We start from the raw sequence: 25,221 nt of genomic DNA on the forward strand, positions 1-25,221 counted from the left end.
TATCAGTGTTCAGGATGAAGACAGCCCATTCGCAGGGCTGAACAGAGCTTTCAGAGGACGCGGCCATGCGCAACCTCAGCCTTACACGTCAGTGCCTGGGCCTTGTGACCCGCATCGAATGCAGCATTCGACCCCTGGCTGGCGATACTGGTATGTGGACATTGTTGTTCGCCGCCGGCATGGCCGGTGAGCAACCCTCGGCAGTAAAGGCCCAGGGGCCGTTTCACGGGCCGCAAGTGGCCGAGTCCGTGCTCAATGCCATCGTCGACAGCCTGACTCTGCACGGGTATCAGCTCAACGAAGACCCGCCCATCTGGTGCCTGCACCTGCAGGCGCAGTTGCGGCGCATGAACGGCGAGCGCACCAAAAACCTCGGCGATTATCAGTTCCATCCTGAGACCTGAACAAGCCGGGGCAGTCATCCAGCTTTTGCTGCATGAGGCGGCTGGCTATACTCGCGGTCGTTTTTCCAGCCACCTACGAGTCCCCATCCTCCATGGAACGTATTCTCGAAAATGCGATGTATGCCTCCCGCTGGCTGCTCGCCCCCATCTACTTCGGCCTGTCCCTGGGCCTATTGGCCCTTGCGCTGAAATTCTTCCAGGAAGTGGTCCATGTTCTGCCCAACGTCTTCGCCTTGAGCGAAGCCGACCTGATCCTGGTGATCCTGTCGCTGATCGACATGTCGCTGGTCGGCGGCCTGTTGGTCATGGTGATGATTTCCGGCTATGAGAACTTCGTCTCGCAGCTGGATATCGACGAGAGCAAGGAAAAGCTCAACTGGCTCGGCAAGATGGACTCATCTTCACTGAAGATGAAGGTGGCTGCGTCGATCGTGGCCATTTCGTCCATCCACCTGTTGCGGGTGTTCATGGATGCCCAGAACATCTCCACCGATTACCTGATGTGGTACGTCATCATCCACATGACCTTCGTCGTCTCGGCGTTCTGCATGGGTTACCTGGACAAGCTCACCAAGCACTAACCACAACTTCAGCTGCACGCGGTGGTCTGCCGCGTGCAGCGAGGTGCCTCTCGATATGCTAGGCTGCTCGCCCTTTTCATCAAGGGCGTGGCTACGCTGCGCCCTGCAGTGGAGCATGACAATGTCCGAGATCAACCTGTCTACCGACGAAACCCGCGTCAGCTACGGCATCGGCCGTCAGCTGGGTGGCCAGCTGCGTGACAACCCGCCGCCAGGTGTGAGCCTGGACGCGATCGTGGCCGGCCTGACCGACGCCTTCAACGGTGCAGACAGCCGCGTCAGCGAGGCCGAACTGTCGGCCAGCTTCCAGGTTATCCGTGAAGTGATGCAAGCCCAGGCGGCCGCCAAGGCCGAGGCTGCAGCGGCAGCTGGCAAGCAGTTCCTGGCCGACAACGCCAAGCGCGACGGCATCGTCACCCTGGATTCGGGCCTGCAGTACGAAGCGCTGAGCACAGGTGAAGGCGCCAAGCCATCGCGCGAAGACCAGGTGCGTGTGCACTACCACGGCACCCTGATCGACGGCACCGTGTTCGACAGCTCCTACGATCGTGGTCAGCCAGCCGAATTCCCGGTCGGTGGCGTGATCGCAGGTTGGACCGAAGCCCTGCAATTGATGAGCGCCGGCAGCAAGTGGCGCCTGTATGTGCCAAGCGAACTGGCCTACGGTGCCCAGGGCGTCGGCAGCATCCCGCCGCACAGCGTGCTGGTGTTCGACGTCGAGCTGCTCGACGTTCTGTAATACCGCTGGGGCCGCGTTGCGGCCCTTTCCCGGCTCGCTAGAACTGTCAGTTCCAGTCTGTTCCCACCGGGCGCAATGCCCGTGCATAGCAGAACAGAAACAGGTTGCGCACCAGCTCCTTCAGCACCCCCGGCTCATTCGAATTTAGCCCGCGCAGGTCCAGATCGCCCTGGTCGCGCAGTTCGTCCAGCGCCTCTGCTTCGAGCACCGCGCACACTTCACCGGTCTCCCGATGAAGAATGCGCAGATACGGATGAGGGCGGTCCAGCCAGGCATCGATCAGGTAAGTCATGACTACTCTCCTTGGATAACTTTCCAATGAGAATAATTCTTATTATCAAAATAGCAAGAACCAATTGGCGGATCTGGGTGAAATCAGACCTTGCGCACGAATTCCGATTTCAGTTTCATCGCGCCAATGCCGTCGATCTTGCAGTCGATATCATGGTCACCATCGCACAGGCGGATGTTCTTGACCTTGGTGCCAACCTTGACCACCAGGGACGAGCCCTTGACCTTCAAGTCCTTGATCACGGTCACGGTATCGCCGTCTTGTAGCACGTTGCCGACTGAATCTTTTTTCACCACATCGTCATTGGCAGTTTCGGCATCGCCGTTGGCCGACCATTCGTGGGCACATTCAGGGCAGATCAGCTGCGTGCCATCCTCGTAGGTGTATTCGGAATTGCATTTGGGGCAGGGTGGCAACGTACTCACTTCGGTTCCTCGAACAGACAGGCGGAAAAAGCCGCCATTGTAGAAGGTCTGGTTTCAGAAGTGATTATGTCCGGACAAAAGTCCGTGGCGGTTCGGGGACGAACCGCGTGTGGGGAAGGGCGTGCCGTCAGTGGGTGCGTGCGACCGCGAACTGGCTGAGCTCGACCAACGCATCCCGGTATTCGCTCGCAGGGAGTACTTCCAGGCACTCGATGGCGCGCTTGACGTAATCCTGCGCCAGGGCTGCGGTGTACTTGAGTGCACCCGATGCCTCTACGGCGGCACGGATCTGCTCCAGGTCTTCGAGGCCGCCTTTCTGAATGGCCTGACGCACCAGCGCTGCCTGCTCGGCAGTGCCCTCGCGCATGGTGTAGATCAAGGGCAGGGTGGGCTTGCCTTCGGCCAGGTCGTCGCCCACGTTCTTGCCCAGTGCTTCGGCATCGCCTTCATAGTCGAGCAGGTCGTCGACCAGCTGGAAGGCCACGCCCAGGTGGTCACCGAACATGCGCAAGGCCTCGCGCTGGGCATCGGAGGCCTGGGCCAGCGCCGCAGCACTGTGGGTAGAGGCTTCGAACAGCATGGCGGTCTTGCCGCGGATGACGTCCATGTAGACCTCCTCGGTGGTGCTGGCATCGCGTACCCGCGACAGCTGCAGCACTTCGCCTTCGGCAATGACCCGGGTAGCCCTGGACAAAATCTGCATGACCGGCATCGACCCCAGTTCGACCATCATCTCGAACGAACGGGAATAGAGGAAATCACCGACCAGCACGCTTGGGGCGTTGCCCCACAGGGCGTTGGCCGTGGAGCGGCCGCGGCGCATGCCCGACATGTCGACCACGTCATCGTGCAGCAGGGTAGCGGTGTGCAGGAACTCGATGGTGGCCGCCAGCAGCCGCAGGTCGTCGCCCCGGTGGCCCAGAGCCTTGCCGCACAGCAACACCAGCAATGGACGCAGGCGCTTGCCGCCGGCCGACGTAATATAGTCGCCGATCTTCGATACCAGCGGCACGCGCGAGGTCAGCTGCTTCTTGATGATCTCGTCGACGGCGCTGAAATCGTCAGCCACCGCACGGTAGAAGGTTTGGGGTTGCATCGGCTGCTCCAGTGAGGTTGCGCGGCATGCTAGGTTGCGGGTCCCGGTGTGTCAAGGCACGGTGCCAGTCGGTCGGGCGCTGCACTTGCAAGCAAAACCTGTGTTGCGTACAATCGCGCACCCTAACTTCCTGGGCAGCACCTGCCTTACGCAATTGCGCCGGGCCGTTCCAGCCCTGTGCAGCCATGCCAGCCAATACTCATCATATAAAGCGCTGGGTGAGCAGGATTATCGGAGAAATACCCATGTCTTACGCAGTAATCGTTACCGGCGGCAAGCAGTACAAAGTCGCTGAAGGTGAATTCCTCAAGGTCGAGAAACTGGAAGTCGCCACTGGCGAGTCCGTGACTTTCGATCGCGTTCTGCTGGTCGCCAACGGTGAAGAAGTCACCATCGGTGCTCCAGTTGTTGCTGGCGCTAAAGTAGTGGCCGAAGTCGTTTCGCAAGGCCGCCACGACAAGGTTCGCATCATCAAGTTCCGTCGTCGTAAGCACCACATGAAGCGCATGGGCCACCGCCAGTGGTTCACCGAGATCAAAATCACCGGCATCCAGGCTTAATCCCCTAGATCCCCTGAATTTATTTGGAGAATTGAACCATGGCTCACAAGAAGGCTGGTGGTAGTACTCGTAACGGTCGCGACTCAGAATCGAAACGCCTTGGCGTGAAGATGTATGGCGGCCAGGTTATCAAGCCAGGCAACATCATCGTCCGCCAGCGCGGCACCGAATTCCACCCAGGCTACGGCGTGGGCATCGGTAAAGATCACACCCTGTTCGCCAAGATCGAAGGCGTGATCAAGTTCGAGAAGAAAGGCGAGTTCAACCGCCGTTACGTGAGCATCGTCGCAGCCTAATCGCGACGTCGCTCCAGAAGCCCCGTCATGCGACGGGGCTTTTTCGTTTGTGGTGAGCCTCTTGCAAAGCTGTTTGTATGGGTTGCCGGCGTGGGTTTCTACGGTCGTACGGGGCCGCCGCGCTCATTTTTGCAAGAGCCTCATGTTTATCAGTGTTCAACTCGTCGGAAGGCGAGAGGCGGTTTTTGAATGAAGTTTGTTGACGAAGTATCCATTCGGGTCAAGGCCGGTGACGGCGGTAACGGTTGCATGAGCTTCCGCCGCGAGAAGTTCATCGAGAACGGTGGCCCCAACGGCGGCGATGGCGGTGACGGTGGCTCGGTGTTCATGGTGGCAGACGAGAACCTCAACACCCTGGTCGACTATCGCTACACCCGTCACCACGAAGCCCAGCGCGGCGCCAATGGCGGCAGCACCGACTGCACGGGCAAGAAGGGCGAAGACCTGTTCCTGCGTGTGCCGGTGGGCACTACTGTGATCGATGCCTCCACGCAGGAAGTGATCGGTGACCTGGTCAAGCCGGGGCAGAAGCTGATGGTCGCCCAGGGCGGCTGGCATGGCCTTGGCAATACCCGTTTCAAATCCAGTACCAACCGTGCACCGCGCCAGACCACCCCTGGCAAGCCGGGTGAGCAGCGCGACCTGAAGATGGAAATGAAAGTGCTGGCCGATGTGGGCCTGCTGGGCCTGCCGAATGCGGGCAAGAGCACCTTCATCCGCTCGGTATCGGCCGCCAAGCCGAAAGTGGCCGATTACCCGTTCACCACCCTGGTGCCGAACCTGGGCGTGGTCAGTGTCGACCGCTGGAAAAGCTTCGTCATCGCCGACATTCCTGGGCTGATCGAAGGTGCCTCCGACGGTGCTGGCCTGGGTATCCGCTTCCTCAAGCACCTGGCGCGTACCCGTGTTCTGCTGCACCTGGTGGACATGGCGCCGCTGGACGAGAGCAGCCCGGCCGATGCCGCCGAAGTGATCGTCAACGAGCTGACCCGCTTCAGCCCGTCACTGGCTGAGCGTGAGCGCTGGTTGGTGCTGAACAAGGCCGACATGGTCATGGATGACGAGCGCGACGAACGGGTCAAGGAAGTGGTCGAGCGCCTGCAGTGGGAGGGCCCTGTGTACGTGATCTCGGCCATCTCCAAGCAAGGTACCGAAAAGCTCAGCCACGACCTGATGCGCTACCTCGAAGACCGTGCCGACCGCCTGGCCAACGACCCGGCCTATGCCGAGGAACTGGCCGACCTCGACCAGCGCATCGAGGACGAGGCGCGGGCCCAGTTGCAGGCCCTGGACGATGCTCGCACCTTGCGCCGTACCGGTGTCAAGAGCGTGCACGACATCGGCGATGACGATGACTGGGACGATGACTTCGAGGACGACGAAGACGGCCCGGAAATCATTTACGTGCGCGACTGATCGGTTGCAGTACACTAAACGCCGCTCGCTTGAGCGGCGTTTTTGTATCCACGGTATCTACAGATTCGACATAGGTTGGAAGACGATGCGAAGCAAGGTGACGGGCGCCAGGCGCTGGGTCGTGAAGATTGGCAGCGCGCTGCTGACCGCCGATGGCAAAGGCCTCGATCGCGGCGCCATGGCCGTTTGGGTCGAGCAGATGGTCGCGCTGCGTGAAGCGGGCGTGGAGTTGGTGCTGGTCTCCTCGGGCGCCGTGGCCGCCGGCATGAGCCAGCTGGGCTGGACGTCACGCCCCAGTGCGATGAACGAGCTGCAGGCAGCAGCGTCCATCGGTCAGATGCGCCTGGTGCAGGCCTGGGAGTCGAGTTTTGGCGAGCATGGCAAGCACACCGCGCAGATCCTGTTGACCCATGACGACCTGTCCGACCGCAAGCGCTACCTCAATGCGCGCAGCACCTTGCGCACCCTCGTCGAACTGGGCGTGGTGCCGGTGATCAATGAAAACGACACCGTGGTGACCGACGAAATTCGCTTCGGTGACAACGATACCCTGGCGGCATTGGTGGCTAACCTCGTGGAAGCCGACCTGCTGGTGATCCTGACCGATCGTGATGGCATGTTCGATGCCGACCCGCGCAACAACCCCGACGCGCAACTGATCTTCGAGGCCCGTGCCGATGATCCGGCGCTGGACGCCGTGGCCGGCAGCACCGGTGGTGCACTGGGGCGCGGCGGTATGCAGACCAAGCTGCGCGCTGCGCGCCTGGCGGCACGCTCTGGTGCCCACACCATCATCATTGGCGGGCGCATCGAGCGCGTGCTTGATCGTCTCAAGGCCGGTGAGCGGTTGGGCACCTTGCTGTCGCCTGAGCGTGGCATGTTGGCAGCCCGCAAGCAGTGGCTGGCGGGCCATTTGCAGACCCGCGGCACGCTGGTATTGGACGAGGGTGCGGTACAGGCACTGCGCCAGGCCAACAAGAGTTTGCTGCCAGTGGGCGTCAAGGCCATCCAGGGCAGCTTCAGACGTGGCGAGATGGTGGTGTGCGTGGGCCCTGATGGGTTGGAAGTGGCCAGGGGCCTGGCCAACTACAGTGCCCTGGAGGCGCAGAAGATCATCGGGCAATCCTCCGACGTCATCGAGTCTATCCTGGGTTATAGCGCCGAGCCTGAGCTGGTGCATCGTGACAATCTGGTGCTGGTATGAACATGCTGAAGAAACTGTTTGTCGTGGCAGCCCTTGGGTTGCCGATGCTGGCTGGCGCCGAGGAAATCGGCCAGGTGTCCACTGTCTTCAAGTTCCTGGGGCCGAACGACCGCATCGTCGTGGAAGCCTTCGACGACCCCAAGGTCGAAGGTGTGACGTGCTACCTGTCGCGAGCCAAGACGGGGGGTGTGAAGGGTGGACTGGGGTTGGCCGAGGACCGCGCCGAGGCCTCGATCGCCTGCCGTCAGGTAGGACCGATCAGCTTCAAGGGCGAACTCAAGGATGGCGATGAGGTATTCAAGGAGCGCACCTCGCTGGTATTCAAGACCATGCAGGTGGTGCGCTTCCTGGACAAGAAGCGCAATACGCTGGTGTATCTGGTGTACAGCGACCGCATCGTCGAAGGCAGCCCGCAGAATGCCGTGACGGCGATTCCGATTCTGCCGTGGGCTCAGTGACGGGCAGGTCTGGGTCGACTTGAGTTGGATGCGTTGTGAGTGTTGAGGTGGGGGTGATGGGAGGCGTGTCAGTCCCAGAACCTCAGCTTCGCAACATCCATTGTCGGGGCCGCGCAGCGGCCCCATGATCTCCGTCAGATAACCACTTCACCCTGATCTTCGCGTACCACCACCTTCACCTCCTCCAGCGGGCTGATGAACTTCCAGTCCGATTCGTCGATGTAGATGCCGTTGGGGCCGCTGCCGCCTTCCAGGTCGATGGCCACGTGTGCCGAGACCTGCGGTTTGACGCTCGCCAGGATCGGCACGAAGCCCAGCTGCAGGCTGGTCTCCAGCAATGCCGCCTGGTTGCGTTCGTCGATGTCCGCCGCTTCGTCCAGGTAGTACGGCAGGCGCACACGCCCGGCCAAGTCGCGGTCCATCAGGTGCAGCAACAGGTACATGTTGGTCAGCGCCTTGATGGTCATGGTTGTGCCGTTGGACGCCGCGCCGTCGATGTCGGCGTGGATGATCGGCTGGCCGTTGACCTTGGTGATCTCGAACGCCAGTTCGAACAGGTCCTTCAACCCCAGCTGGTTATGGTTCGCGGCGACCAGGCGCGCCAGGTATTCCTTGGCCTGCTCGTTCCGGTTGTCCTGGTCGGCGTTCTGGGTGAGGTCGAACACCGACAGGGTTTCGCCTTCTTCATATTGGCCAGCACTGTGGATGATCTGGTCGATGTGCTTGAGCGCCTCCTTGTTCGGTGCCAGCACCACACGGAAGCTTTCCAGGTTCGACACCTGGCGTCGGTTGATCTCGCGGTTGAACAGGGCAAGCTGGTGCTCGAGGCTGTCGTAGTCGCTGCGGATGTTGCGCAGGGTACGGGCAATGTCGGTCACGGCAGCGCGACGCGCCTTGGCCAGGGTCAATGCCTCGTCGGTACGGTGGGCATAGGCGTTGACCAGCAACTGCAGGCGGCGCTCCATGTCGTCTTCGCTGTCGAACTTGGCCACGCCTTTGAGGCGCACCTGCGCGTACAACGCTTCGATCTGGTTATCCACCCGCTGCAGGCTCTGCCAGCTGTCCTGGTAGTCGTTGAGCAGTGGCAGCAGGTTGTCCATGGAGTCGTCGATGGCTTCCATGAACGGGGTGCCGAGGGGCAGGTCGGCCGGTAGCAACTGACGGCGGCGCAATGCGTCGTCCAGGGTGCGTTGCTTGGACTCCAGGTCACCCAACTGGCGCGCCACCAGTTGCAGCTTGGCCGACAGCTGCTGTACCCGCTCGGTAAACGCATCGCTGGAGCGCTTGAGTTCATCCTGGGCGGCCTCCATTTGTGCGAGCTGTTCGAGCTTGGCAGGCTCTTCGGCGGCCAGGGTCTGGCTGCGGCGGTAGTCTTCCAGGGCTTTCTGGGCGTCGAGTACCTGCTGGTACAGCGCTTCGGTCTGCGCCTTGGAAGCCGAGCGGTCGGCGCTTACCGCCTGCTGGGTCTTGAGCTGGCGCAGCTCCTTGTCCAGGCGCTCCTTCTGATCACGCAACGCGGCGCGGTCAGCCAGCGCCTGCAAGGCCGGTGGGTCGATGTGGGACAGGTCGATGGACAGACCAGGCACCTCGAAACGCTCACCCTTGAAGCGGTCGAGCACCGCTTCAAGGGATTTCACCCACAGGTCGCTGTCGTCCAGCTCGATGCCACGCTCACCCAATGGCAGGCTGAACAGGGCACCATTGAACAGGCGCATCAGGCGGTCGACATCCTGCTGCGAGAACTCTTCGCGCAAGCGGGCGTAACTGTTGTTGTCGGCGTGGTCGAGCTGCTGCTTGACCTGCCTGAGGCGTTTTTCCAGGTCGCCAACGCGCTGGTCGAGGTCTTCGGCACTGAACTGACGGGACTGGGCCAGGGCGCCGGCGAGCTCGTCATGGGCATCCTTGGCCGCCAGCAACTGCTGCTCCAGCACCTTGACGTCATCGACCAAGGCAAAACGATGGCGCAACACCGACAGCTCGCCCAGCCAGCGCTGGATGCCGGTGATTTCACGCTCAAGGCGCATCAGCTCCTGGGTGCCGCCGCGCTGATCGTTTTGCAAGCGGTCCTGTTCACCCCGGTAATGCTCGGCCTGGATGACCAGCTCTTCCTTGCGCGCCATGGCGTAGTCCTGCCAGGTACCCAGCAGGTTGTCGAGCAGCGGCGAAATGCGGTGCAGCTTGCCACGCAGGATGTCGCGTTGGGCGACGCCGCCGGCCAGTGCCTCGACCAGTGGGCCGGCGGCGACCAGGGCGTTGTAGTCCTGTTCCATGCGTCGCACATCGCGGAAGGCTTCTTCGCAGGCGGCAATGTAGTCGACACTGCCAGAACGCAGGCTGTGCTCGAAGGCATCGAGGAACAGCTGCTTGAGCTTGGCCGCCGTGATTTCGCGCATGTGCAGCAGGTTGATGAACAACGCGCGGAAGGTCTTGAGGCTCTGCTCGCTGGTCGAGCGCAGCGGGATCAGGGTCAGGTCCAGGGGCACCGAGGTATGACCGCCGACCAACAGGCGGCGCAGCTCGTCCGGCTTGAGCTCGTAGGCTTTGATGCCCTTGCTTTCAAGGTTGGTGAACAGCTCTTTCTGGCGCAGGCACGTGTCGTTCTTCTGATAGTGCGCCAGGTCCAGCTCGCCTTGGTAGGCAAAGAACTGGTGCCCGAAGCCGCCACCCGGCCCACGGCCGACGACCCCGATCACGTGCGGCCCGTGGGGCAGGCTCAGTTCGCAGAGGATGTACGAGGTGTCACTGGCGAAGTAGAAGCGGCGCGACTGCTCCAGGCTGTACTTGCCAAAGCTCATGTCCGACATGCGGGCCAGGATCGGGAACTGCAGGGCGTTGATCGATGCCGACTTGCCCAGGTTGTTGGCGCCGTACACCGACAGCGGGTGCTCCAGCGGGAACAAACCCAGGCTGTAGCCTGCCGTGTTGAGCAATGCGAAGCGGCGGATGCCGTAGCGTTCCTGGCTCATGCGTCGATCTCCTGTTGCTCTTGGCCGATGGCACGAGCCAGGGCCTGTTCTTCGTCTTCCTCAGCCTCGAACGGCGTCAGATCGAGCGGATCGTCGGTGTGTTCGAGCATTGGCTCGGCGGGGTCTTCGGCCAGCACTGGGGTGGGCAAGGGCAGGGCGCTGTGCAGCGTCGCCGCCAGGTCCCGGTCCTGCTGCACGGCCAGGCAAACATCCAGGAACCGGTGCATCGGCGGCAGGAAACGGTAGATGCCACCTTCTTCATGGGCGAAGCCGAGCTGGGTCATGCGGCGCAGGATCTTTTCTTCCAGGTCCTCGACCGTCTGCACCTCGGCCTGCAGGAACAGGTCACGGTATTTATCGAGCAACGAAGGCAGTTCGTCGCGACCAACGCTGCCGCCGTCGAGCACCGCGATCGGGTCACGGCCTTGATCGGCCAGGTGCTCGACCAGAATGAAGGTGAACAGCGACAGGCGCTGCGCCGTCTTGTTGACCTGCGCCGCCGTCATGTCCGGCACGAAGTAGTAGAAACCGCGGGTGTCGCACACCAGCTCGAAGCCCAGGGCCTTGAACAGGCTGCGGTACTGGTCCTGGAAGTTGGACAACTGCGCGTACAGCTCCGGGTCGCGGCGGCTGATGTGGAAACCTTTGAACAGCTCGCGGAAGATCGGTGCGAGCTGGGACAGTTCGGAAAGATCAAGATGCATGGGCTGGGCTCGCGTGGGGTTCTGGGGACGCACTGGCGGCGTCTTCGCGGCTGGAGGTCAGGGCGTACGAACGCAGGCTGACGCGGTGTTCCTGGGTCTCGTAGTCACGCCGCTCGAGGCGCTCGCGGTTGAAGCGTTTTTCCCGTGACAGGCGCGAGAACCAGTACAGCAGTTCGTCGGTGGCGCCTTCGGGCTCCTGCTCCAGCAGCCACACCATCAGGTCTGGCAATGGCAGTGCCTGTTCACAGCGTTCGGTCATTTCCTTGACCGTGCGCGGTGCGCGAGGCTTGGCGTCGGACGTGCTCTTGTGCGCCTTGGGGAAACGCGCTGGCTTGGGCTCGAAGCGCGCCAAGGCATAGACATAGGCTTCGACCTGGCTGGCGCTGCCCAGGAATGTGCTTTGCGGGCGGGTAAACAACGGCATGGCCGCCTGGGGCAGCGCGTCCAGGCCCTTGCGGCGCACCACCGACAGTGCAAGGGCTGCGCCACGGGTAACCGCGTTATGGCGCCGCGCTTCCTCGCGCAGCGGCAGCAGCAGTTCACGGGCATGACGCAGGGTTAGCTGGGCGCTGGTCTGCATCTCCAGAATGCGCGCATGAGTGCGCAGCAGCATGTCGTCGTCGACCAGGTGGCCAAGGCGCGCCTGTTCACCGAGTAGCTTCAGCAGCACGGTCTCGACCTTGCGCACACCTTGCTCGAAGGCGCCGTCGGCGTTGACCAGCTGGATCATCGGCTCGACGTATTCGTCCCAGGTTGCCAGCACCTCGGCATAGCGCTGGCGCAGCGGTATCTGGCGGCTGCTGGTCTTGGCCCGCTCGGCGACGGCCACCAGGGCTTGCTCATCGTTGTCGAGCTTCTTCAGCACGTCCCGCACGCGCATGTCCAGCAACCGCAGTTGCCGCGCCAGGTCGTCGCTGTCGCGGTTGTCGAAGGCATCCTGGATGTGCCCGGCCAGGCGCTCCAGGTGACGCAGGTAGGCCTCGATCTCCAGGCACAGGCCGAGGCGATGTTCACGGCGCAGGTAGGCGAGAAAATCGTGGATCTGGGCATTGAGCTCGAAGCGGTTCGGGCTCTTGGCAACGGGTACCAGGATGTCCAGGCGGATCCACACATCGAGCAGTTGGGTAATGTCCTGCGGGGTGCTCTCGATCTGCTGGCGGGCCACATGCTGGCGCAGCTCCACCAGGCTGAGGGTGCCCTGGTCGAAACGCTCGCACAGCGGCTCGATCAGGGCCCAGTGTTCGGCTAGGGCACGCAGGACGCGCTTGGGTTCGATCATCGGCTTGGACTCGTTGCCAAGAAAAAGGGAGCGATTGTACTGCATCCGACGGGTTGGTTCTTATTCGCTTGGTCTGTAGTGCGACAGGCTGATCGAACCGCGCGCCTCCTATGGCTTGCCCAGGCAGGCAGGGGATGCGTAAAAAACCGCCGAGCAGATGCGGCACTGTCAGGTCATCGGCGTTAGAATGCGCACCTGTCCCAACCCCCTCGGATGACCGCCTTGCTTACCGAACAACGTCGCCGCGCCTACCTGTCCGCCATGCAAGTGGTGCACTGGCTGCCGCGCGCCGAGCTGCCGTTCGCCGCGCCGTCACGGCCCGAGCTGCTGCTGCCGTTGGCGCCGCCCGAGGACATCGATTTCGAACCGCCGTCACGCCCGATAGCCGACAAATCACCTGTCGCCCCCCAGGCACGGGTTGTCGAGCGGCCGAAGATCGAGGTCCCGCGCCCTGGCGCTTCCGCCAAGGCCGCGGCCAAGCCTGTGGAGGCGCCCGAGCAGGCTGCGACCCCTCGCCCAGTGCCGGTACCGCCTCCGCGCTTTGCCTTGCAATTGCTGCGCGCTGGCGATTGCCTGTTGCTGGTCGAGCTGGCCACCGGCCAGCCTTTTCAGAGCCGTGACCCGTCCTACCTGCTGCTCAAGGACATGCTGCGCGCCGCTGGCCTACCCGATGCCCCGCAGATTGTGGGTGAGCCAGTGCGCTGGCCGCTGCTGATGCGCGGCAACATGGACCAGGGCCCGGACGCAGCCCGCGATTTTGTACAGGGTTTTGTCCAGGCGCGTCTGGAAGAAGCGCCCTGCACCTGCCTGTGGCTGGTGGGCATGCCGGCGCTGCGCTTTGCTGCCGGCGCCGACGACCAGGCTTATTACCAAACCCTCAAGCTCGACGACCTGGGCGAGGCGTGGGCCTTGCCGGGCCTGGAACTGTTGATGGACGAGCCGCAGCGTAAAGCGGACGTCTGGAAAGCCATGCGCCAGCTGATGGCGCGCTGGAAACGTGTTGAATGAGTGACTCGATCAGCTTTCGCCCCATGACCGAGGCGGATCTGGATGCCGTGCTGAAAATCGAATATGCCGCCTTCAGCCACCCCTGGACCCGCGGCATCTTCCTGGATGCCCTGAAATCCTATGAAGTCTGGCTGATGTTCGATGGGCAGCAACAGGTTGGGCACGGCGTGATCAACGTGATCATCGACGAAGCCCACTTGCTCAACATCACCGTCAAGCCGGAAAACCAGGGGCGCGGCCTTGGCTTGCGGCTGCTCGAACACCTGATGTCGCGCGCCTACCAGCTCAACGGTCGCGAGTGTTTCCTGGAGGTGAGGGCCAGCAACCCGGCTTATCGCCTGTACGAGCGTTTCGGCTTCAATGAAATCGGCCGCCGGCGCGACTATTATCCAGCTGCAGGTGGTCGCGAGGATGCGCTGGTGATGGCCTGCACGTTGTTCCCGGACTGAGCCAGCGGCAGGGCCGCTGCCATGACGTGCAGAGGTGTGCCATGGCGAAGAAACGGAGTGTGGTTGCCGCGCTGTTGCTGGCGGTAAATTCGGCGTCCAGCGGGGCCATAGCCGATGAACGCGACCTGAGGATGTTCGCCCAGTGGGCGGGTGAGCACCCGACACGGCCTTTTCGGGACATGCTCGTGCAGGCACGCCTATACGGCGTGGTGCCCATTGACCAGCTGCTGCGCTCGGCCTCGGACTGGAAAGTGTGCCGGGCTTCACCGTTTTCCGTCCCGCCCGAGCAACAGTGGCCGGCTGTGCGCGCTACGCTTTCGTTGCTCCGAACGCTGGGTGAGCAAGGAGCTTTGCCCGATTTCGAAGTGGTCTCCGCCTACCGTGATCCAGGCCTCAATCGCTGTGCCGGCGGGGCGATCGGCAGTGCGCATACCCAAGCATTTGCCGTGGATGTCCTGCTGGCGCCCTGGGCCGACCCCAACCCGCTGTGCCGTTTCTGGCAGCAGCGCGGTCAGGCGTGGGGCATGGGCCTTGGCCGCTACCCGAGCGGTCGTATTCATCTGGACACGGCCGGCTACCGTACCTGGGGCGGTGACGGCAGCGCGGCGTCATCCTTTTGCAGCAAGCCCAGGTGAGTCAGGCAGCCCTCGCACTCCTGTTTCACCCATTCGGCAAATCGCTGGCGCTTGCCTGCGTCATTCAGGTCGCAGGGGCTCAACAGGTGGTAGGCCGAGCCATCGCGTACAAAGCCCAGGGGTGCCTGTAACTGCCCTGTATCGAGTTCGTCACGCACCATCAAGGCTGATGCCATCGCGACCCCCAGCCCCGCGCTGGCCGCTTGAATCGACAGGTAAAAATGCTCGAAGTCGCTGCGTTCGCCAGCGATGGCCGTCTGGCCGGTAAGCCGCAGCCAGGTGGCCCAGGCGTCGGGGCGGGTCGCACTGTGCAACTGCCGACACCCTTGCAGCTTCGCCGACAATGGCGGGCGCCCCACAGGGCCAATCCACTCGTCACAGATCTTTTGCTGATGCAGCGTCAGGCCCCAATGAAAATCGTCGCGGCGGATGGCAATGTCGACGCCCGTGCGGGCGAAGTCCAGCGGGCCGCCTGCGGCCACCAGCTGCAATTGAAGATCAGGGTGGGCAGCGTGAAGACGCGGCAGGCGCGGGATCAGCCAGCGCATGGCGATGGTGGGCTCGCAGGAGACGACTAATATCGGACTGTCATCGCTGTCCTTGAGGCGCTGCACCGTGCTTTCGAGCTGTTCGAAGATGGCTTGGGTCGTGGCATGCAGCGCGCGCCCTGCCGAGGTCAGGAAAACGGCCCGGTTGCGTCGCTCGAACAACGCCACCTCCAGGCTTTCTTCGAGCAGGCGCACCTGGCGGCTGACGGCGCCATGGGTGACGTGCAGGCACTCGGCTGCACGGATGAAGCTTTGGGTAGAGGCTGCGACGTCGAAGTAACGCAAGGCGGCCAGGGGAGGAAGCTTCATGGCAGGCGGGGGCCCTCATGGGGTGCGGTATACGCGTGGAGAAGCAATCGATACCAGTGATGAAAGGTGATGAAAACTCACCGATTGCGCACACTTTAAATCGATTTTAGGCAGCTGATAAGCGTTCGATAATGCCTGACCTGTGCATGTTCATCGCCTATCGAGTGTTCCTGAATGACTGAAATCCTTGCTGTCGCCTTGTTCACCCTACTAGCGGTCATCAGCCCGGGGGCCGACTTTGCAATGGTCACCCGGTGTAGTTATGCGCATGGGCGCATCGCTGGCCTGGCTGCTGCCGTAGGCATCGGCCTTGGGGTACAGGTGCATGTGCTGTACACCGTACTCGGGCTGTCGATCATCGTGACCCAAAGCCCGCTACTGTTTTTGTGCATGAAGGTTGTCGGAGCGTGCTACCTGCTGTACCTGGGCTATCGGTCCTTGACCAATACCGTGCGCGTGCGCCTTGACGACAAAGGCACTGCGGGCGGTGCGCTGCAAGCGCTGCGCACCGGGTTCCTGACCAATTGTCTGAACCCCAAGACCATGCTGTTCGTCATCAGTGCCTTCAGCCAGGTGGTAGAGCAGGGCAGCCCGCTGTGGCTCAACCTGGCCTACGGCGCCTTCATGTCGCTCGCACACTGGGCGTGGTTCAGTCTGGTCGCTGTCTTTTTTTCCAACGGCGTTTTGCGCAAGGCAATGATCGAGCGGCAAATCATCGCGGACCGGGTGATCGGAGTAGCACTCATTGCGCTGGGGCTGATGGTGGCGATGAGCAGCGTGGGGTGATTGCGCAGGCTGCCGAAGACCGCCTGACTTTCTGGCAGGCAAAGAAAAAGGGCTTACCTTGCGGTAAGCCCTTCGTCTTGTTTGGTGGCTACACAGGGACTTGAACCCCGGACCCCAGCATTATGAATGCTATGCTCTAACCAACTGAGCTATGTAGCCGATGGCGCGCATTATTCTCTTGAACGGCCCCCCTGTCAACACGCTTTATAAAAAAAATTTGCACGCTTTCAAAAACTTAGCGAGCGATCGCGGTGCGCGTAGCGTTATCGACCCGCTGAAACCCCGAATCGTGTGGTTGATCGGCTTCAATCTCGGCCTTTAGCTGTTAGAGCCCCAGACTCGCTCGACCCTCTTTGAAGCCCATCAGCGCCTGGAAGAAATGCCTGGCCAGGCTGGATATGGAAAAAAAGGTAGCTATGTATCTATTTGTATCCCGATAATCGGAGCCCAGCTTTCCGACGGAGATCCAGGCCATGGCCATCCCCAGCGCCGCCCCGGCGTCCACCCAAGCGCAGGCGAGCACCGCTACGCCGTTGGTGATGCGCATCATCGGCTTCTGCGCCCTGGCGCACCTGATCAATGACCTGATCCAGTCAGTGCTGCCGGCCATCTACCCGATGCTCAAGGCCAATTACGACTTGAGCTTCGCCCAGATCGGCATGATCACCCTGACGTTTCAGATCACCGCGTCGCTGCTGCAACCCTGGGTGGGCTTTTTCACCGACCGCCGGCCTACACCCAATCTTTTGCCCATGGGCACGGTGTGCACGCTGATCGGTATCGTGATGCTGGCGTTCGTCGGCAGCTTCCCGATGATTCTGCTCGCCTCGGCCCTGGTGGGCATCGGGTCTTCGACATTCCATCCCGAAACCTCGCGTATTGCGCGATTGGCGTCCGGAGGCCGCTTTGGCCTGGCGCAATCGACCTTCCAGGTAGGCGGTAACACAGGTTCTGCCCTGGGCCCGTTGCTGGCTGCGGCCATCGTCATCCCGTTCGGGCAAACCCATGTCGCCTGGTTTGGCGTGGCTGCACTGTTCTTTCTTGCCGTGACCCTGATGCTGCGCCGCTGGTACATCGAGCACCTGAGCCAAGCCAAGGCGCGCAAGGCGGTACAGGCTACCCATGGCATCTCCCGCGGGCGTGTAGTCGCCGCGCTGGTGGTGCTGGGGCTGCTGGTGTTTTCCAAGTACTTCTACATGGCGAGCTTCACCAGCTACTTCACCTTCTACCTGATCGAGAAGTTCGGCGTATCGGTCGCCAGTTCGCAGTTGCACCTGTTCCTGTTCCTGGGCGCGGTCGCGGCGGGCACCTTCTTTGGCGGGCCCATCGGCGATCGCATCGGGCGCAAGGCGGTGATCTGGTTCTCGATTCTGGGCGTGGCCCCGTTCACCCTGGCACTGCCTTACGCGGACTTGTTCTGGACGACTGTACTGAGCGTGGTGATCGGCTTCATCCTGGCCTCGGCATTCTCCGCCATCGTGGTGTATGCCCAGGAACTGGTGCCCGGTAGCGTAGGCATGATCGCGGGCATCTTCTTTGGCCTGATGTTCGGCTTTGGCGGCATCGGCGCGGCATTGCTGGGCTATGTGGCTGACCTGCGCGGTATCGAATACGTGTACGGGCTTTGCTCGTTCCTGCCCCTGTTCGGGGTGCTGGCGGTATTGCTGCCGAGCACGGGCAAGCGCTGATGATCAAAAAGGGGAAGGGATGCCCCCTTGACGCCACAGGCACTGAGGCAATTGACGGTATCGCCTGCTCTGGCCTAGAGTGCCGCCTCTTGCTCACTTTCTGCGTAGTAGCCAAAGCAATGCGCCGTTTCCTGTCCTTGCCCTGTCGCCGTCAGCCTGCCCCGGATGGGCTGCGCCGTGCCTGGCCGAGCGACACCGTGCTCAAGCGCCGTCGTAGCGTCCTGTTTGCCTTCACCTTCTCGCCCCACTTGAACTGATCAGCGTTTGAACAGCGTCCGCCGTGCTGGTGGATGCCTTTGTCTGCACGTCTTATCGGTTTGCTGGGAGTGGTTCATGAACATGCGTTTGCTGGCGGGCTTACTGTTCGCCGTTTCGGTCGTGGGGTTCAGCCTGGGCGCGACCCTGCCCCTGGTGTCGTTGCGCCTGCACGAGGCTGGCGCAGGCACCCTTGAAATCGGGATGATTTCCGCCATTCCGGCGGCTGGCATGATGCTGTCGGCCTTTCTGGTTGATGCCTGCTGCCGGTATTTCAAGCGGCGCACACTCTATTTGCTCTGTTTCAGCCTGTGCACACTGAGCATCGGCCTGCTGGAACCTGCATTTGCCTCGTTGTGGTGGCTGGCGATCTTGCGCCTGGCGCTGGGCCTTGGCATGGGCATCGCGATCATTCTTGGGGAGTCGTGGGTCAACGAACTGTGCCAGGAGCACAACCGGGGCAAGATCATGGCCCTCTACGCTACCAGCTTTACCGGTTTCCAAGTGCTTGGGCCGGCGATGCTGGCGGTGCTTGGTGCCCACAGCCCATGGATTACCGGCGTGGTCACGGCCTGCTATGGCCTGGCGTTGGCGTGCATCGTGGTGACGGTGCCCAATGACCGGGTGCTGCACGCTGAAGACGACAAGAGCTTCGGCCTGGCCGGCTTCTTTCGCGTGGCCCCGGCGCTGTGCGTGGCTGTGCTGTTTTTCTCGTTTTTCGATGCCGTGGTGCTCTCGCTCTTGCCGGTGTACGCCAGCAGCCACGGTTTTGCCGTGGGTGTGGCGGCGCTGATGGTGACCGTGGTGTTCGCAGGGGACATGCTGTTCCAGCTGCCGCTGGGCTGGCTTGCCGACCGCGTCGAGCGCACCGGCCTGCACCTGGCGTGCGGGGTAGTGGCCATGGCCATTGGCATCGGGTTGCCCTGGTTGCTGAACATGACGTGGCTGTTGTGGCCATTGCTGGTGGTGCTGGGTGCTGTCGCGGGCGGCATCTATACCCTGGCGCTGGTGTTGATAGGCCAGCGTTTCAAAGGGCAGGACCTGGTCACAGCCAATGCCAGCGTCGGTTTGTTGTGGGGCGTCGGCAGCCTGGTGGGGCCGCTGATCAGCGGTGCGGCCATGGACGTGGCGCCCCACGGGCTGCCCATGGCACTGGCATTGATGGCCGGGCTGTTCGTGTGCTTTGCACGGCAGTCTTATCGGCGTGAGCAGCCGTCCTGCACCCCCTCTGAAAGCTAGCGGATTTGCCTGCAGGAACGGCATTGCAGCTCGCTCCGGTGGTTACCAACTGAGCCGTGTCAGTGACCTAAGCGGCGTCGATGTTGACCCAGTACTGGGTGTGGTAATCGATACGCACTGGCAGGCTGCGGGCCAGTAGCTGCAGGATCTGATTGGTGTCGGCCAGCTGGTAGGTCCCGGAAACCATGAGTTTCGCCACCGCTGGGGCGCAGCGCAGCAGACCGGGGCGGTATCGGTTCAGCTCAGCGACGAAATCTGCCAGCGGCATTTGCCGAACGCTGAGCACACCCTGCGTCCAGCCCCAAGGGTCACTGGGCGGGGTGACGGCTTGATGGCTTCCATTGGCCTGCACGCGCAAGGTCTCGCCGGAATGCACCCGCACTGGCGTAGCACCGGTCATCACCGTGACTTCGCCCCGGCGCACCGCCACCAGCAAGCCGTGATCGCTCTGGCGCACCAGCAGTTGCCCGTCGAGGGTCCGCAGGGTGGCTATTCGGGTATCGATGAAGAACGGGCGTTTGTCGTCAGAATTGCTGTCCAGGCTGACTTCACCGCGCAGAAGCGCCAGGCGGCGTTGGCTCGCCGTGAAGCGCAGGTCAATGGCACTGGCGGTGTTCAGTTGGATGCGGCTGCCATCACTGCCTTGCAATTGTCGGCGCTCGCCGGTGGCAGTGGCGCTGTCGGCCAGCAGCTCCGGCAGGCCCAGCGGCTCGCGCGCCATCCAGCCAAGGCCGCTGCCGACCACCAACAATGCACCCAGCTTGAGCTGGTCGCGCCGGCTGATGCCCTGGCGCTCGCTGCCTTGCAGGGTACGACGGCTGAGGTCCTTGGGTAGCCCGGCGAGCTCATCGCCCAGGTTGCTGACGCGCTGCCAGGCCAACCCATTGTGAGGGTGCAACGACAACCATTGCTGGAACTGCGCCTGGGCATCCGGCCCTGGGCTGCCGAAGCGTAGCCTTACCAACCAGTCGATGGCCTGGTCGACCCGGGCCTGGGCGGGTGCTTGGTCAGGCGTCGGCATAACGCAACCGGTAGCAAGTCTTCAGCGCCTTGGCCAGGTCGCGCTCCACGGTCGCTTTCGAAACGCCCAGGAGCAAGCTGATCTGGATGATGCTCAGCCCGTCCAGTTGCGCATGCAGAAAAGCTTGGCGAGCACGCGGCTTGAGCTGGTGCAGGGCACGATCGAGGCGCTCCAGGCTGTCGAGAATGACCAGCCTGTGTTCTTCGCTCGGGATATCGGTTTCGGGTAGGTGCGCCAGGCTGTCCTGGTAGGCCCGCTCCAGCGCACGGCGACGAAACTGATCGATCATCAGGCCGCGGGCGATGCTGCTGAGGTAGGCGCGAGGCTCTTTCAACGGCGAGGTCTGCCGGGCGCGCAACAGGCGCACGAAGGTGTCCTGGGCCAGGTCGGCCGCATGTTCGCTGCAACCGACGCGACTGCGTAGCCAGCCGCGCAACCACGCATGGTGGGATTGGTAGAGCAGGGCGACCTCGGTCGGTTTGAGCGTGTCGGGAAGCTGCATCGTCGCCACGGTCGGTTCCTGTCGGATGTGATTGTGAATGGTTCTCAATTCTATGCGGGTAAGGCCATGGCGGGCAATGCTGCCTCAGGAATTACTTGCGCAAGATCCGGCAGTCGGCCGATGAGTGGCTGGGTTAAGCTGGCATCTCCACTGATCGATGGAGCCGCTTCAATGTTGATCGACGCCGAACCTTTCGCCTACCGGCAAGCGGCCGAATACCTGGGTGGCCTGGATGCGGACTGGGCGCGGCACACTGCCGCCGTCGGCCCCTGCCGCCACCGTACTACCCCGGGGCGTGAACCCTTCGAAGCACTGGTGAGGTCGGTCGCTTACCAACAACTGCACGCCCGTGCAGGCGACGCCATCCTTGGGCGACTGCTGGCGCTGTTTGGGCAAGAGGCTTTCCCCACGCCCACGCAACTGCTGACAGCGGACCCCGCCGCCTTGCGCAGCTGCGGCTTTTCGGCCAGCAAACTGGCCACGGTGCTGGGCATTGCCCAAGGCCGCTTGGACGGTGTGGTGCCAACCCGCGAACAGGCCCTGGGCATGGCTGACGATGAATTGATCGAGCGCCTAGTGACGCTGCGCGGGGTAGGGCGATGGACAGTGGAGATGCTGCTGATCTATAGCCTGGAGCGTCTGGATGTGTTGCCGGTCGATGACTTTGGCGTACGGGAGGGCTATCGGCGGCTCAAGGGCTTGGAAAAAGCACCGACGCCTGCACAGATGCGCGCGCTGGGCGCCGCCTGGCGACCGTATCGCACCGTCGCCGCCTGGTACTTGTGGCGGGCCTGAGCGCTTGCCGAACTGCACTGAGTCTGGAAGACGAACATGACAACCTACAGCACTCCCGAGCAGCGCTGGCAGGCCGTTGCGGCACGTGTTGCCGAGGCGGCGGACCATTTCGTCTATGCTGTGCGCACCACCGGCATCTACTGCTATCCAGGCTGCAAGGCCAGGCTACCCCTGCGCAGCAACCTGGAGTTCTTCGAGTCCCCGGCATTGGCCGAGGCAGCGGGCTACCGCGCCTGCAAGCGCTGCGCAGGCCCGCCTGCCATTTCGGCGCGTACGCGGCGCCTGGTCAGCGATGCCTGTCGCCTGATCGAGGCGTGCGAGCTACCGCCCAGCCTGGAGCAGTTAGGCGAGCGCCTGGCCGTCAGCCCGTTCCACTTGCATCGGCTGTTCAAGGCGCAAACCGGCCTTACACCGAAGGCCTACGCCGAGGCCTTCCGCGCCCAGCGCCTGAGGAGCAGCCTGGGTCATGAGCAGGGCTCGGTCACCGATGCCATTTTCGAGGCGGGCTACAACTCCAGCAGCCGCTTCTATGCCGGGGCTGAGCAGCGGCTGGGCATGCCACCCCGGCAGTTTCGCGCAGGCGGCGCCGGGGTGACCATTCGCTTCGCCGTGGGCCAGTGCTCACTAGGTGCCATCCTGGTTGCCCAGAGCGAAAAGGGCATCTGCGCGATTTTGCTCGGCGATGAGCCTGAGGCGCTGGTGCACGCCTTGGAAGACCAGTTCTGCAACGCCGAGCTGATCGGTGCCGATGCCGCCTACGAACAGGTCGTGGCGCAGGTCATTGGGTTCGTCGAGGCGCCGGCGCTCGGCCTGAACCTGCCGCTGGATGTGCAGGGCACCGTCTTTCAGGAGCGCGTGTGGCAAGCGCTGCGTGAAGTACCCGCCGGCTGCCGGGTCAGCTACAGCGACATCGCCGAGCGCATAGGCGCCCCCAAGGCGGTGCGGGCAGTGGCCAAGGCCTGCGCGGCCAACCGTATTGCCGTGGCCATTCCATGCCACCGGGTGGTGCGCCGGGACGGCGACATCAGCGGCTACCGCTGGGGGATCGAGCGCAAACGGCAATTGCTGGCGCGCGAAACAGCCCTCTCCTGATGGCCCGAAGCGGCGTAGAATCGCTCGCCAGATCGAATTGCAAAGAGGAATGTTCGATGAGGCGTGTCAGCCTTTCCCGCTTTAGTCACAGCGTGATGCTGTTGCTGGCGCTGATTGTGACAGCGTCCAACCCAGCCTGGTCGGCACCTGCCCCTGCGACGACGGCGCAGGCTGCCGCTGACGCACCGGCACTGGACGAAACCGCGAGCGTCGACCAGCTTAGCGATCGACTGGACCAGATTCGCCAGGGCGTCACCAGTGATGCCAACGACGACCTGCTGGCGCAACTGCGCATGGCGGCCGTGCAGGTTCAGCGCCAGGCCGATGCCTTGAGCACCCAGCGTGCAGCCGATGCGCAGAAGGTGGACGACCAGTTGAAGGTCATCGGCCCCGCACAGCCGGACGAGCCTGCGACCTTGACCCAGCAGCGCAAGGCGCTGGAGGCCGAGAAGAAAACCCTGGTGACCCAGCAGGATCAGGCCACCAAGCTGACCCAGTCGGCGCGGGACCTGTCCACGCAGATCGTCAACCTGCGCCGCAGCCTGTTCAACTCGCAGATATCCAGCCGGGCAGCGTCGCCGTTGAGCCCTGCGTTCTGGCAGAGCATGATCCGCCCGACCCAGGACGATGTGGCACGGCTGCATGACCTGCGCGGCGAGATCACCGACGCGCTCGACAGTGCCCTGAGCGCTGAACACCGCTGGCTGTTCTTCACCAGCCTGATCGCTTCGATCCTGGTATGGACCTTGGTGCGGGGTTTGCTGGAGCGGCTGCTGGCAAGGTCCATGGTGCGCTGGTTACCGGAGGGACGCTTGCGTCGCAGTGCCTTGGCCGTGGGCGTAAGCCTGGCAACCCTGGGCACCATTGCCGGCTCGGTATCGTTGCTGCGCTGGGGCGTTGAAAGCAGTGCGCAACTGGGTTCGGACCTGGCCAGCCTGACCGACCATATTCTTGCCCTGGTGGTGTTCAGCGCCTTCATTACCGGCCTTGGCCGGGCACTGTTGATGTTGCAGCGTCCCTCCTGGCGTTTGCCGGCGATTGCCGACGAAGTGGCCGAGGCCTTGGGCTGGTTCCCCAAGGTGCTGGCACTGGCCTTGATGGTGATGATGACCCTGGAGCGGGTCAACAGTGTGATCGGCGTCAGCCTGGCCCTGACCGTGGCGGTCAATGGCCTTACTGCACTGGTGGTGGCGTTGATTTTCGCCGGCGCCCTGATGACCTACCGCCGTGCTCGCCGTCGGCATGGCATTGACCGGGCGACGGGCCTGGCCGGCTTGATCCCGTTCGTGATGGTGGTGTGGCTGGCCGCGATCCTGCTATCGCTGATCACCGGCTACCTCACCCTGGCCTATTTCCTCACAGCCAAGCTGCTATGGGTAAGCCTGGTCGTCACGTGCGCCTACTTGCTCACAACGTTCCTGAGTGATCTGTGCGAAATGCTGCTCTCGCCTCGCCAACCGGGTGGCTTGGCGCTGGCCTCGACGCTGGGCCTGGCACCACGGCACCAGGCGCAGGCGAGCACGGTGCTCGCCGGCATTGGTCGCACCGTCGTGGTGATCCTGGCCCTGCTGCTGACCTTGATGCCGTCGGGCACCAGCCCCAGCGAACTGTTGCTGAGCCTGGGTGACTGGGATGGCACGGGCGGCAAGCTACTTGGCAACCTGAACATCGTGCCCCAGGACATCGTGCTGGCGCTTGGCATACTGGTAGGCGGGATGCTGGCCATTCGTGTGGTCAAGCGCTGGTTGAGTGAGCGCCTGCTGCCGGAAACCGACATGGACGCCGGTATGCGCGCCTCGCTGGTCACCCTGGTGGGTTACCTGGGCTTCCTGTTCCTGGCCATGCTGGTGATGTCGACCCTGCACATCAACCTCACCAGCCTGACCTGGGTGGTGAGTGCCTTGTCGGTCGGTATCGGCTTCGGCCTGCAGCAGATCGTACAGAACTTCATCTCCGGCCTGATCCTGCTCACCGAACGCCCGGTCAAGGTGGGTGACTGGGTGAGCCTGGCGGGTGTCGAGGGGGACATCCGTCGCATCAACGTGCGCGCCACCGAGATCCAGATGTCAGACCGCTCCACCGTGATCGTCCCTAACTCGCAGTTCATCTCCCAGAACGTGCGCAACGTGACCATGGGCAATGCGCTTGGCGTGGTCGGTATTACCCTGACCTTGCCCCTGGACACCGACGCCAACCGGGTCCGTGAGCTGCTGCTGACCGCCTTCCAGGAGCACGAGGCCATCCTCGAAGCACCGGCGCCGTCGGTGTCGTTCAAGGACCTGACCAATGCCGGCATGGTGATTGGCGTCAGTGGTTATGTAGCAGGGCCGCGGTTGGTGGGCGGTGCCCGCAGTGACCTGCTGTTCACCATACTGGGCCGCCTGCGCGATGAAGGTATCGCCCTGTCGGCGCCGCAGAGCATGGTGCTGTTGCAGGACGGGCAACGCCCGGACGACGCTGAAAAAGACGCGTGA

27 protein-coding genes and 1 tRNA gene are annotated in these 25,221 nt (G+C 62.8%); 18 read left to right on the forward strand and 10 right to left on the reverse strand.

What is annotated here, in order from left to right:
• The first annotated feature begins 65 nt into the window (after nt 1-65).
• The 3 genes from FS767_RS18390 (at nt 66) to FS767_RS18400 (ending at nt 1,724) form a co-directional block, all read left to right on the forward strand.
• Nucleotides 66-404, forward strand: a complete 339-nt coding sequence (locus tag FS767_RS18390; RefSeq protein ID WP_027915475.1) for a hypothetical protein — start codon at nt 66-68, stop codon at nt 402-404.
• Nucleotides 405-496: 92 nt separating this feature from the next.
• Entirely contained in the window at nt 497-985 is a 489-nt protein-coding gene (locus FS767_RS18395) for a TIGR00645 family protein (protein ID WP_003247486.1), read from the forward strand.
• Between the two features lie 121 nt (nt 986-1,106).
• Entirely contained in the window at nt 1,107-1,724 is a 618-nt protein-coding gene (locus FS767_RS18400; RefSeq protein WP_058603099.1) for an FKBP-type peptidyl-prolyl cis-trans isomerase, read from the forward strand.
• A gap of 46 nt (nt 1,725-1,770) precedes the next feature.
• Here FS767_RS18400 and FS767_RS18405 read toward each other — a convergent pair whose 3' ends face one another.
• The 3 genes from FS767_RS18405 to FS767_RS18415 form a co-directional block, all read right to left on the reverse strand.
• Nucleotides 1,771-2,016: a hypothetical protein gene (locus FS767_RS18405; protein ID WP_023533238.1), complete on the reverse strand. Its 246-nt coding sequence runs from the start codon at nt 2,014-2,016 to the stop codon at nt 1,771-1,773.
• Nucleotides 2,017-2,099: 83 nt separating this feature from the next.
• Nucleotides 2,100-2,441, reverse strand: coding sequence for a zinc ribbon domain-containing protein YjdM (locus FS767_RS18410; RefSeq protein WP_144967285.1), 342 nt, complete (start codon nt 2,439-2,441; stop codon nt 2,100-2,102).
• Between the two features lie 127 nt (nt 2,442-2,568).
• Nucleotides 2,569-3,537 carry a polyprenyl synthetase family protein gene (locus tag FS767_RS18415; RefSeq protein ID WP_058638612.1) on the reverse strand — a complete coding sequence of 323 codons (969 nt, stop codon included), beginning with the start codon at nt 3,535-3,537 and terminating at the stop codon, nt 2,569-2,571.
• Nucleotides 3,538-3,782: 245 nt separating this feature from the next.
• Between FS767_RS18415 and rplU the strand changes: the two genes are divergently transcribed.
• From rplU to FS767_RS18440, 5 genes are all read left to right on the forward strand, one after another.
• Nucleotides 3,783-4,097: a 50S ribosomal protein L21 gene (gene rplU / locus FS767_RS18420; RefSeq protein WP_023533254.1), complete on the forward strand. Its 315-nt coding sequence runs from the start codon at nt 3,783-3,785 to the stop codon at nt 4,095-4,097.
• A gap of 38 nt (nt 4,098-4,135) precedes the next feature.
• Nucleotides 4,136-4,393 carry a 50S ribosomal protein L27 gene (gene rpmA / locus FS767_RS18425; RefSeq protein ID WP_023533198.1) on the forward strand — a complete coding sequence of 86 codons (258 nt, stop codon included), beginning with the start codon at nt 4,136-4,138 and terminating at the stop codon, nt 4,391-4,393.
• Between the two features lie 189 nt (nt 4,394-4,582).
• Nucleotides 4,583-5,809, forward strand: a complete 1,227-nt coding sequence (gene cgtA / locus FS767_RS18430; RefSeq protein ID WP_023533221.1) for an Obg family GTPase CgtA — start codon at nt 4,583-4,585, stop codon at nt 5,807-5,809.
• An 85-nt stretch (nt 5,810-5,894) separates the two neighbouring features.
• Entirely contained in the window at nt 5,895-7,013 is a 1,119-nt protein-coding gene (proB, locus tag FS767_RS18435; protein WP_058603097.1) for a glutamate 5-kinase, read from the forward strand.
• A gap of 2 nt (nt 7,014-7,015) precedes the next feature.
• Nucleotides 7,016-7,471 carry a CreA family protein gene (locus tag FS767_RS18440; protein WP_371259680.1) on the forward strand — a complete coding sequence of 152 codons (456 nt, stop codon included), beginning with the start codon at nt 7,016-7,018 and terminating at the stop codon, nt 7,469-7,471.
• A 134-nt stretch (nt 7,472-7,605) separates the two neighbouring features.
• Here FS767_RS18440 and mksF read toward each other — a convergent pair whose 3' ends face one another.
• The 3 genes from mksF to mksB are packed head-to-tail and all read right to left on the reverse strand — an operon-like array spanning nt 7,606 to nt 12,420.
• The gene (gene mksF / locus FS767_RS18445; RefSeq protein ID WP_144967287.1) at nt 7,606-10,437 is read right to left on the reverse strand and encodes an Mks condensin complex protein MksF; all 2,832 of its coding nucleotides are present in this window, start codon (nt 10,435-10,437) and stop codon (nt 7,606-7,608) included.
• Complete coding sequence (mksE, locus tag FS767_RS18450; protein WP_144967289.1) at nt 10,434-11,141, reverse strand: Mks condensin complex protein MksE; 708 nt, start codon at nt 11,139-11,141, stop codon at nt 10,434-10,436. The genes mksF and mksE overlap by 4 nt, the downstream gene beginning before the upstream one ends.
• Nucleotides 11,131-12,420, reverse strand: coding sequence for an Mks condensin complex protein MksB (gene mksB, locus FS767_RS18455; RefSeq protein ID WP_144967291.1), 1,290 nt, complete (start codon nt 12,418-12,420; stop codon nt 11,131-11,133). The genes mksE and mksB overlap by 11 nt, the downstream gene beginning before the upstream one ends.
• A gap of 222 nt (nt 12,421-12,642) precedes the next feature.
• Between mksB and FS767_RS18460 the strand changes: the two genes are divergently transcribed.
• From FS767_RS18460 to FS767_RS18470, 3 genes are read left to right on the forward strand one after another with little or no spacing between them, the layout of a single operon-like run.
• Nucleotides 12,643-13,428: an energy transducer TonB gene (locus FS767_RS18460; protein WP_144967293.1), complete on the forward strand. Its 786-nt coding sequence runs from the start codon at nt 12,643-12,645 to the stop codon at nt 13,426-13,428.
• Nucleotides 13,425-13,877: a ribosomal protein S18-alanine N-acetyltransferase gene (gene rimI / locus FS767_RS18465; protein ID WP_023533216.1), complete on the forward strand. Its 453-nt coding sequence runs from the start codon at nt 13,425-13,427 to the stop codon at nt 13,875-13,877. Before FS767_RS18460 ends, rimI begins: the two co-directional genes overlap by 4 nt.
• 41 nt (nt 13,878-13,918) lie before the next feature.
• Nucleotides 13,919-14,512: a D-Ala-D-Ala carboxypeptidase family metallohydrolase gene (locus FS767_RS18470; RefSeq protein WP_178102748.1), complete on the forward strand. Its 594-nt coding sequence runs from the start codon at nt 13,919-13,921 to the stop codon at nt 14,510-14,512.
• Here FS767_RS18470 and FS767_RS18475 read toward each other — a convergent pair.
• Nucleotides 14,452-15,369, reverse strand: a complete 918-nt coding sequence (locus FS767_RS18475; RefSeq protein ID WP_144967295.1) for a LysR substrate-binding domain-containing protein — start codon at nt 15,367-15,369, stop codon at nt 14,452-14,454. The two genes, FS767_RS18470 and FS767_RS18475, sit on opposite strands and share 61 nt — an antisense overlap.
• A gap of 174 nt (nt 15,370-15,543) precedes the next feature.
• On the opposite strand from FS767_RS18475, the gene FS767_RS18480 reads away from it, so the two are divergent.
• Nucleotides 15,544-16,155 (forward strand): LysE family translocator, encoded by a 612-nt coding sequence (locus FS767_RS18480; protein WP_144967297.1) that lies wholly within the window; start codon nt 15,544-15,546, stop codon nt 16,153-16,155.
• An 82-nt stretch (nt 16,156-16,237) separates the two neighbouring features.
• Here FS767_RS18480 and FS767_RS18485 read toward each other — a convergent pair.
• Nucleotides 16,238-16,314, reverse strand: a tRNA-Met gene (locus tag FS767_RS18485).
• Between the two features lie 314 nt (nt 16,315-16,628).
• Between FS767_RS18485 and FS767_RS18490 the strand changes: the two genes are divergently transcribed.
• The 3 genes from FS767_RS18490 to FS767_RS18495 all read left to right on the forward strand — a co-directional run bounded on the left by FS767_RS18490 (nt 16,629) and on the right by FS767_RS18495 (nt 19,337).
• Nucleotides 16,629-17,843: an MFS transporter gene (locus tag FS767_RS18490; protein WP_144967299.1), complete on the forward strand. Its 1,215-nt coding sequence runs from the start codon at nt 16,629-16,631 to the stop codon at nt 17,841-17,843.
• A gap of 119 nt (nt 17,844-17,962) precedes the next feature.
• Nucleotides 17,963-18,100 carry a hypothetical protein gene (locus tag FS767_RS22905; protein ID WP_167338938.1) on the forward strand — a complete coding sequence of 46 codons (138 nt, stop codon included), beginning with the start codon at nt 17,963-17,965 and terminating at the stop codon, nt 18,098-18,100.
• Nucleotides 18,101-18,176: 76 nt separating this feature from the next.
• Nucleotides 18,177-19,337: an MFS transporter gene (locus tag FS767_RS18495; protein ID WP_058638607.1), complete on the forward strand. Its 1,161-nt coding sequence runs from the start codon at nt 18,177-18,179 to the stop codon at nt 19,335-19,337.
• Nucleotides 19,338-19,404: 67 nt separating this feature from the next.
• Here FS767_RS18495 and FS767_RS18500 read toward each other — a convergent pair whose 3' ends face one another.
• Together FS767_RS18500 and FS767_RS18505 are read right to left on the reverse strand one after the other, a co-directional pair.
• Nucleotides 19,405-20,358 carry a FecR domain-containing protein gene (locus FS767_RS18500; RefSeq protein ID WP_144967301.1) on the reverse strand — a complete coding sequence of 318 codons (954 nt, stop codon included), beginning with the start codon at nt 20,356-20,358 and terminating at the stop codon, nt 19,405-19,407.
• Complete coding sequence (locus FS767_RS18505; RefSeq protein ID WP_027915459.1) at nt 20,345-20,860, reverse strand: sigma-70 family RNA polymerase sigma factor; 516 nt, start codon at nt 20,858-20,860, stop codon at nt 20,345-20,347. Before FS767_RS18505 ends, FS767_RS18500 begins: the two co-directional genes overlap by 14 nt.
• Before the next feature lie 171 nt (nt 20,861-21,031).
• Between FS767_RS18505 and FS767_RS18510 the strand changes: the two genes are divergently transcribed.
• Genes FS767_RS18510 through FS767_RS18520 form a run of 3 tightly spaced genes read left to right on the forward strand, consistent with a single transcriptional unit; the run spans nt 21,032 to nt 25,221 of the window.
• Nucleotides 21,032-21,655, forward strand: a complete 624-nt coding sequence (locus FS767_RS18510; protein ID WP_144967303.1) for a DNA-3-methyladenine glycosylase — start codon at nt 21,032-21,034, stop codon at nt 21,653-21,655.
• A gap of 36 nt (nt 21,656-21,691) precedes the next feature.
• The gene (ada, locus tag FS767_RS18515) at nt 21,692-22,747 is read left to right on the forward strand and encodes a bifunctional DNA-binding transcriptional regulator/O6-methylguanine-DNA methyltransferase Ada (RefSeq protein WP_144967305.1); all 1,056 of its coding nucleotides are present in this window, start codon (nt 21,692-21,694) and stop codon (nt 22,745-22,747) included.
• A 56-nt stretch (nt 22,748-22,803) separates the two neighbouring features.
• Entirely contained in the window at nt 22,804-25,221 is a 2,418-nt protein-coding gene (locus FS767_RS18520) for a DUF3772 domain-containing protein (protein WP_144967307.1), read from the forward strand.

It is taken from the genome of Pseudomonas sp. DE0010 (genome assembly GCF_007680745.1).
GTDB classification, from domain to species: Bacteria; Pseudomonadota; Gammaproteobacteria; order Pseudomonadales; family Pseudomonadaceae; genus Aquipseudomonas; species Aquipseudomonas parafulva_B.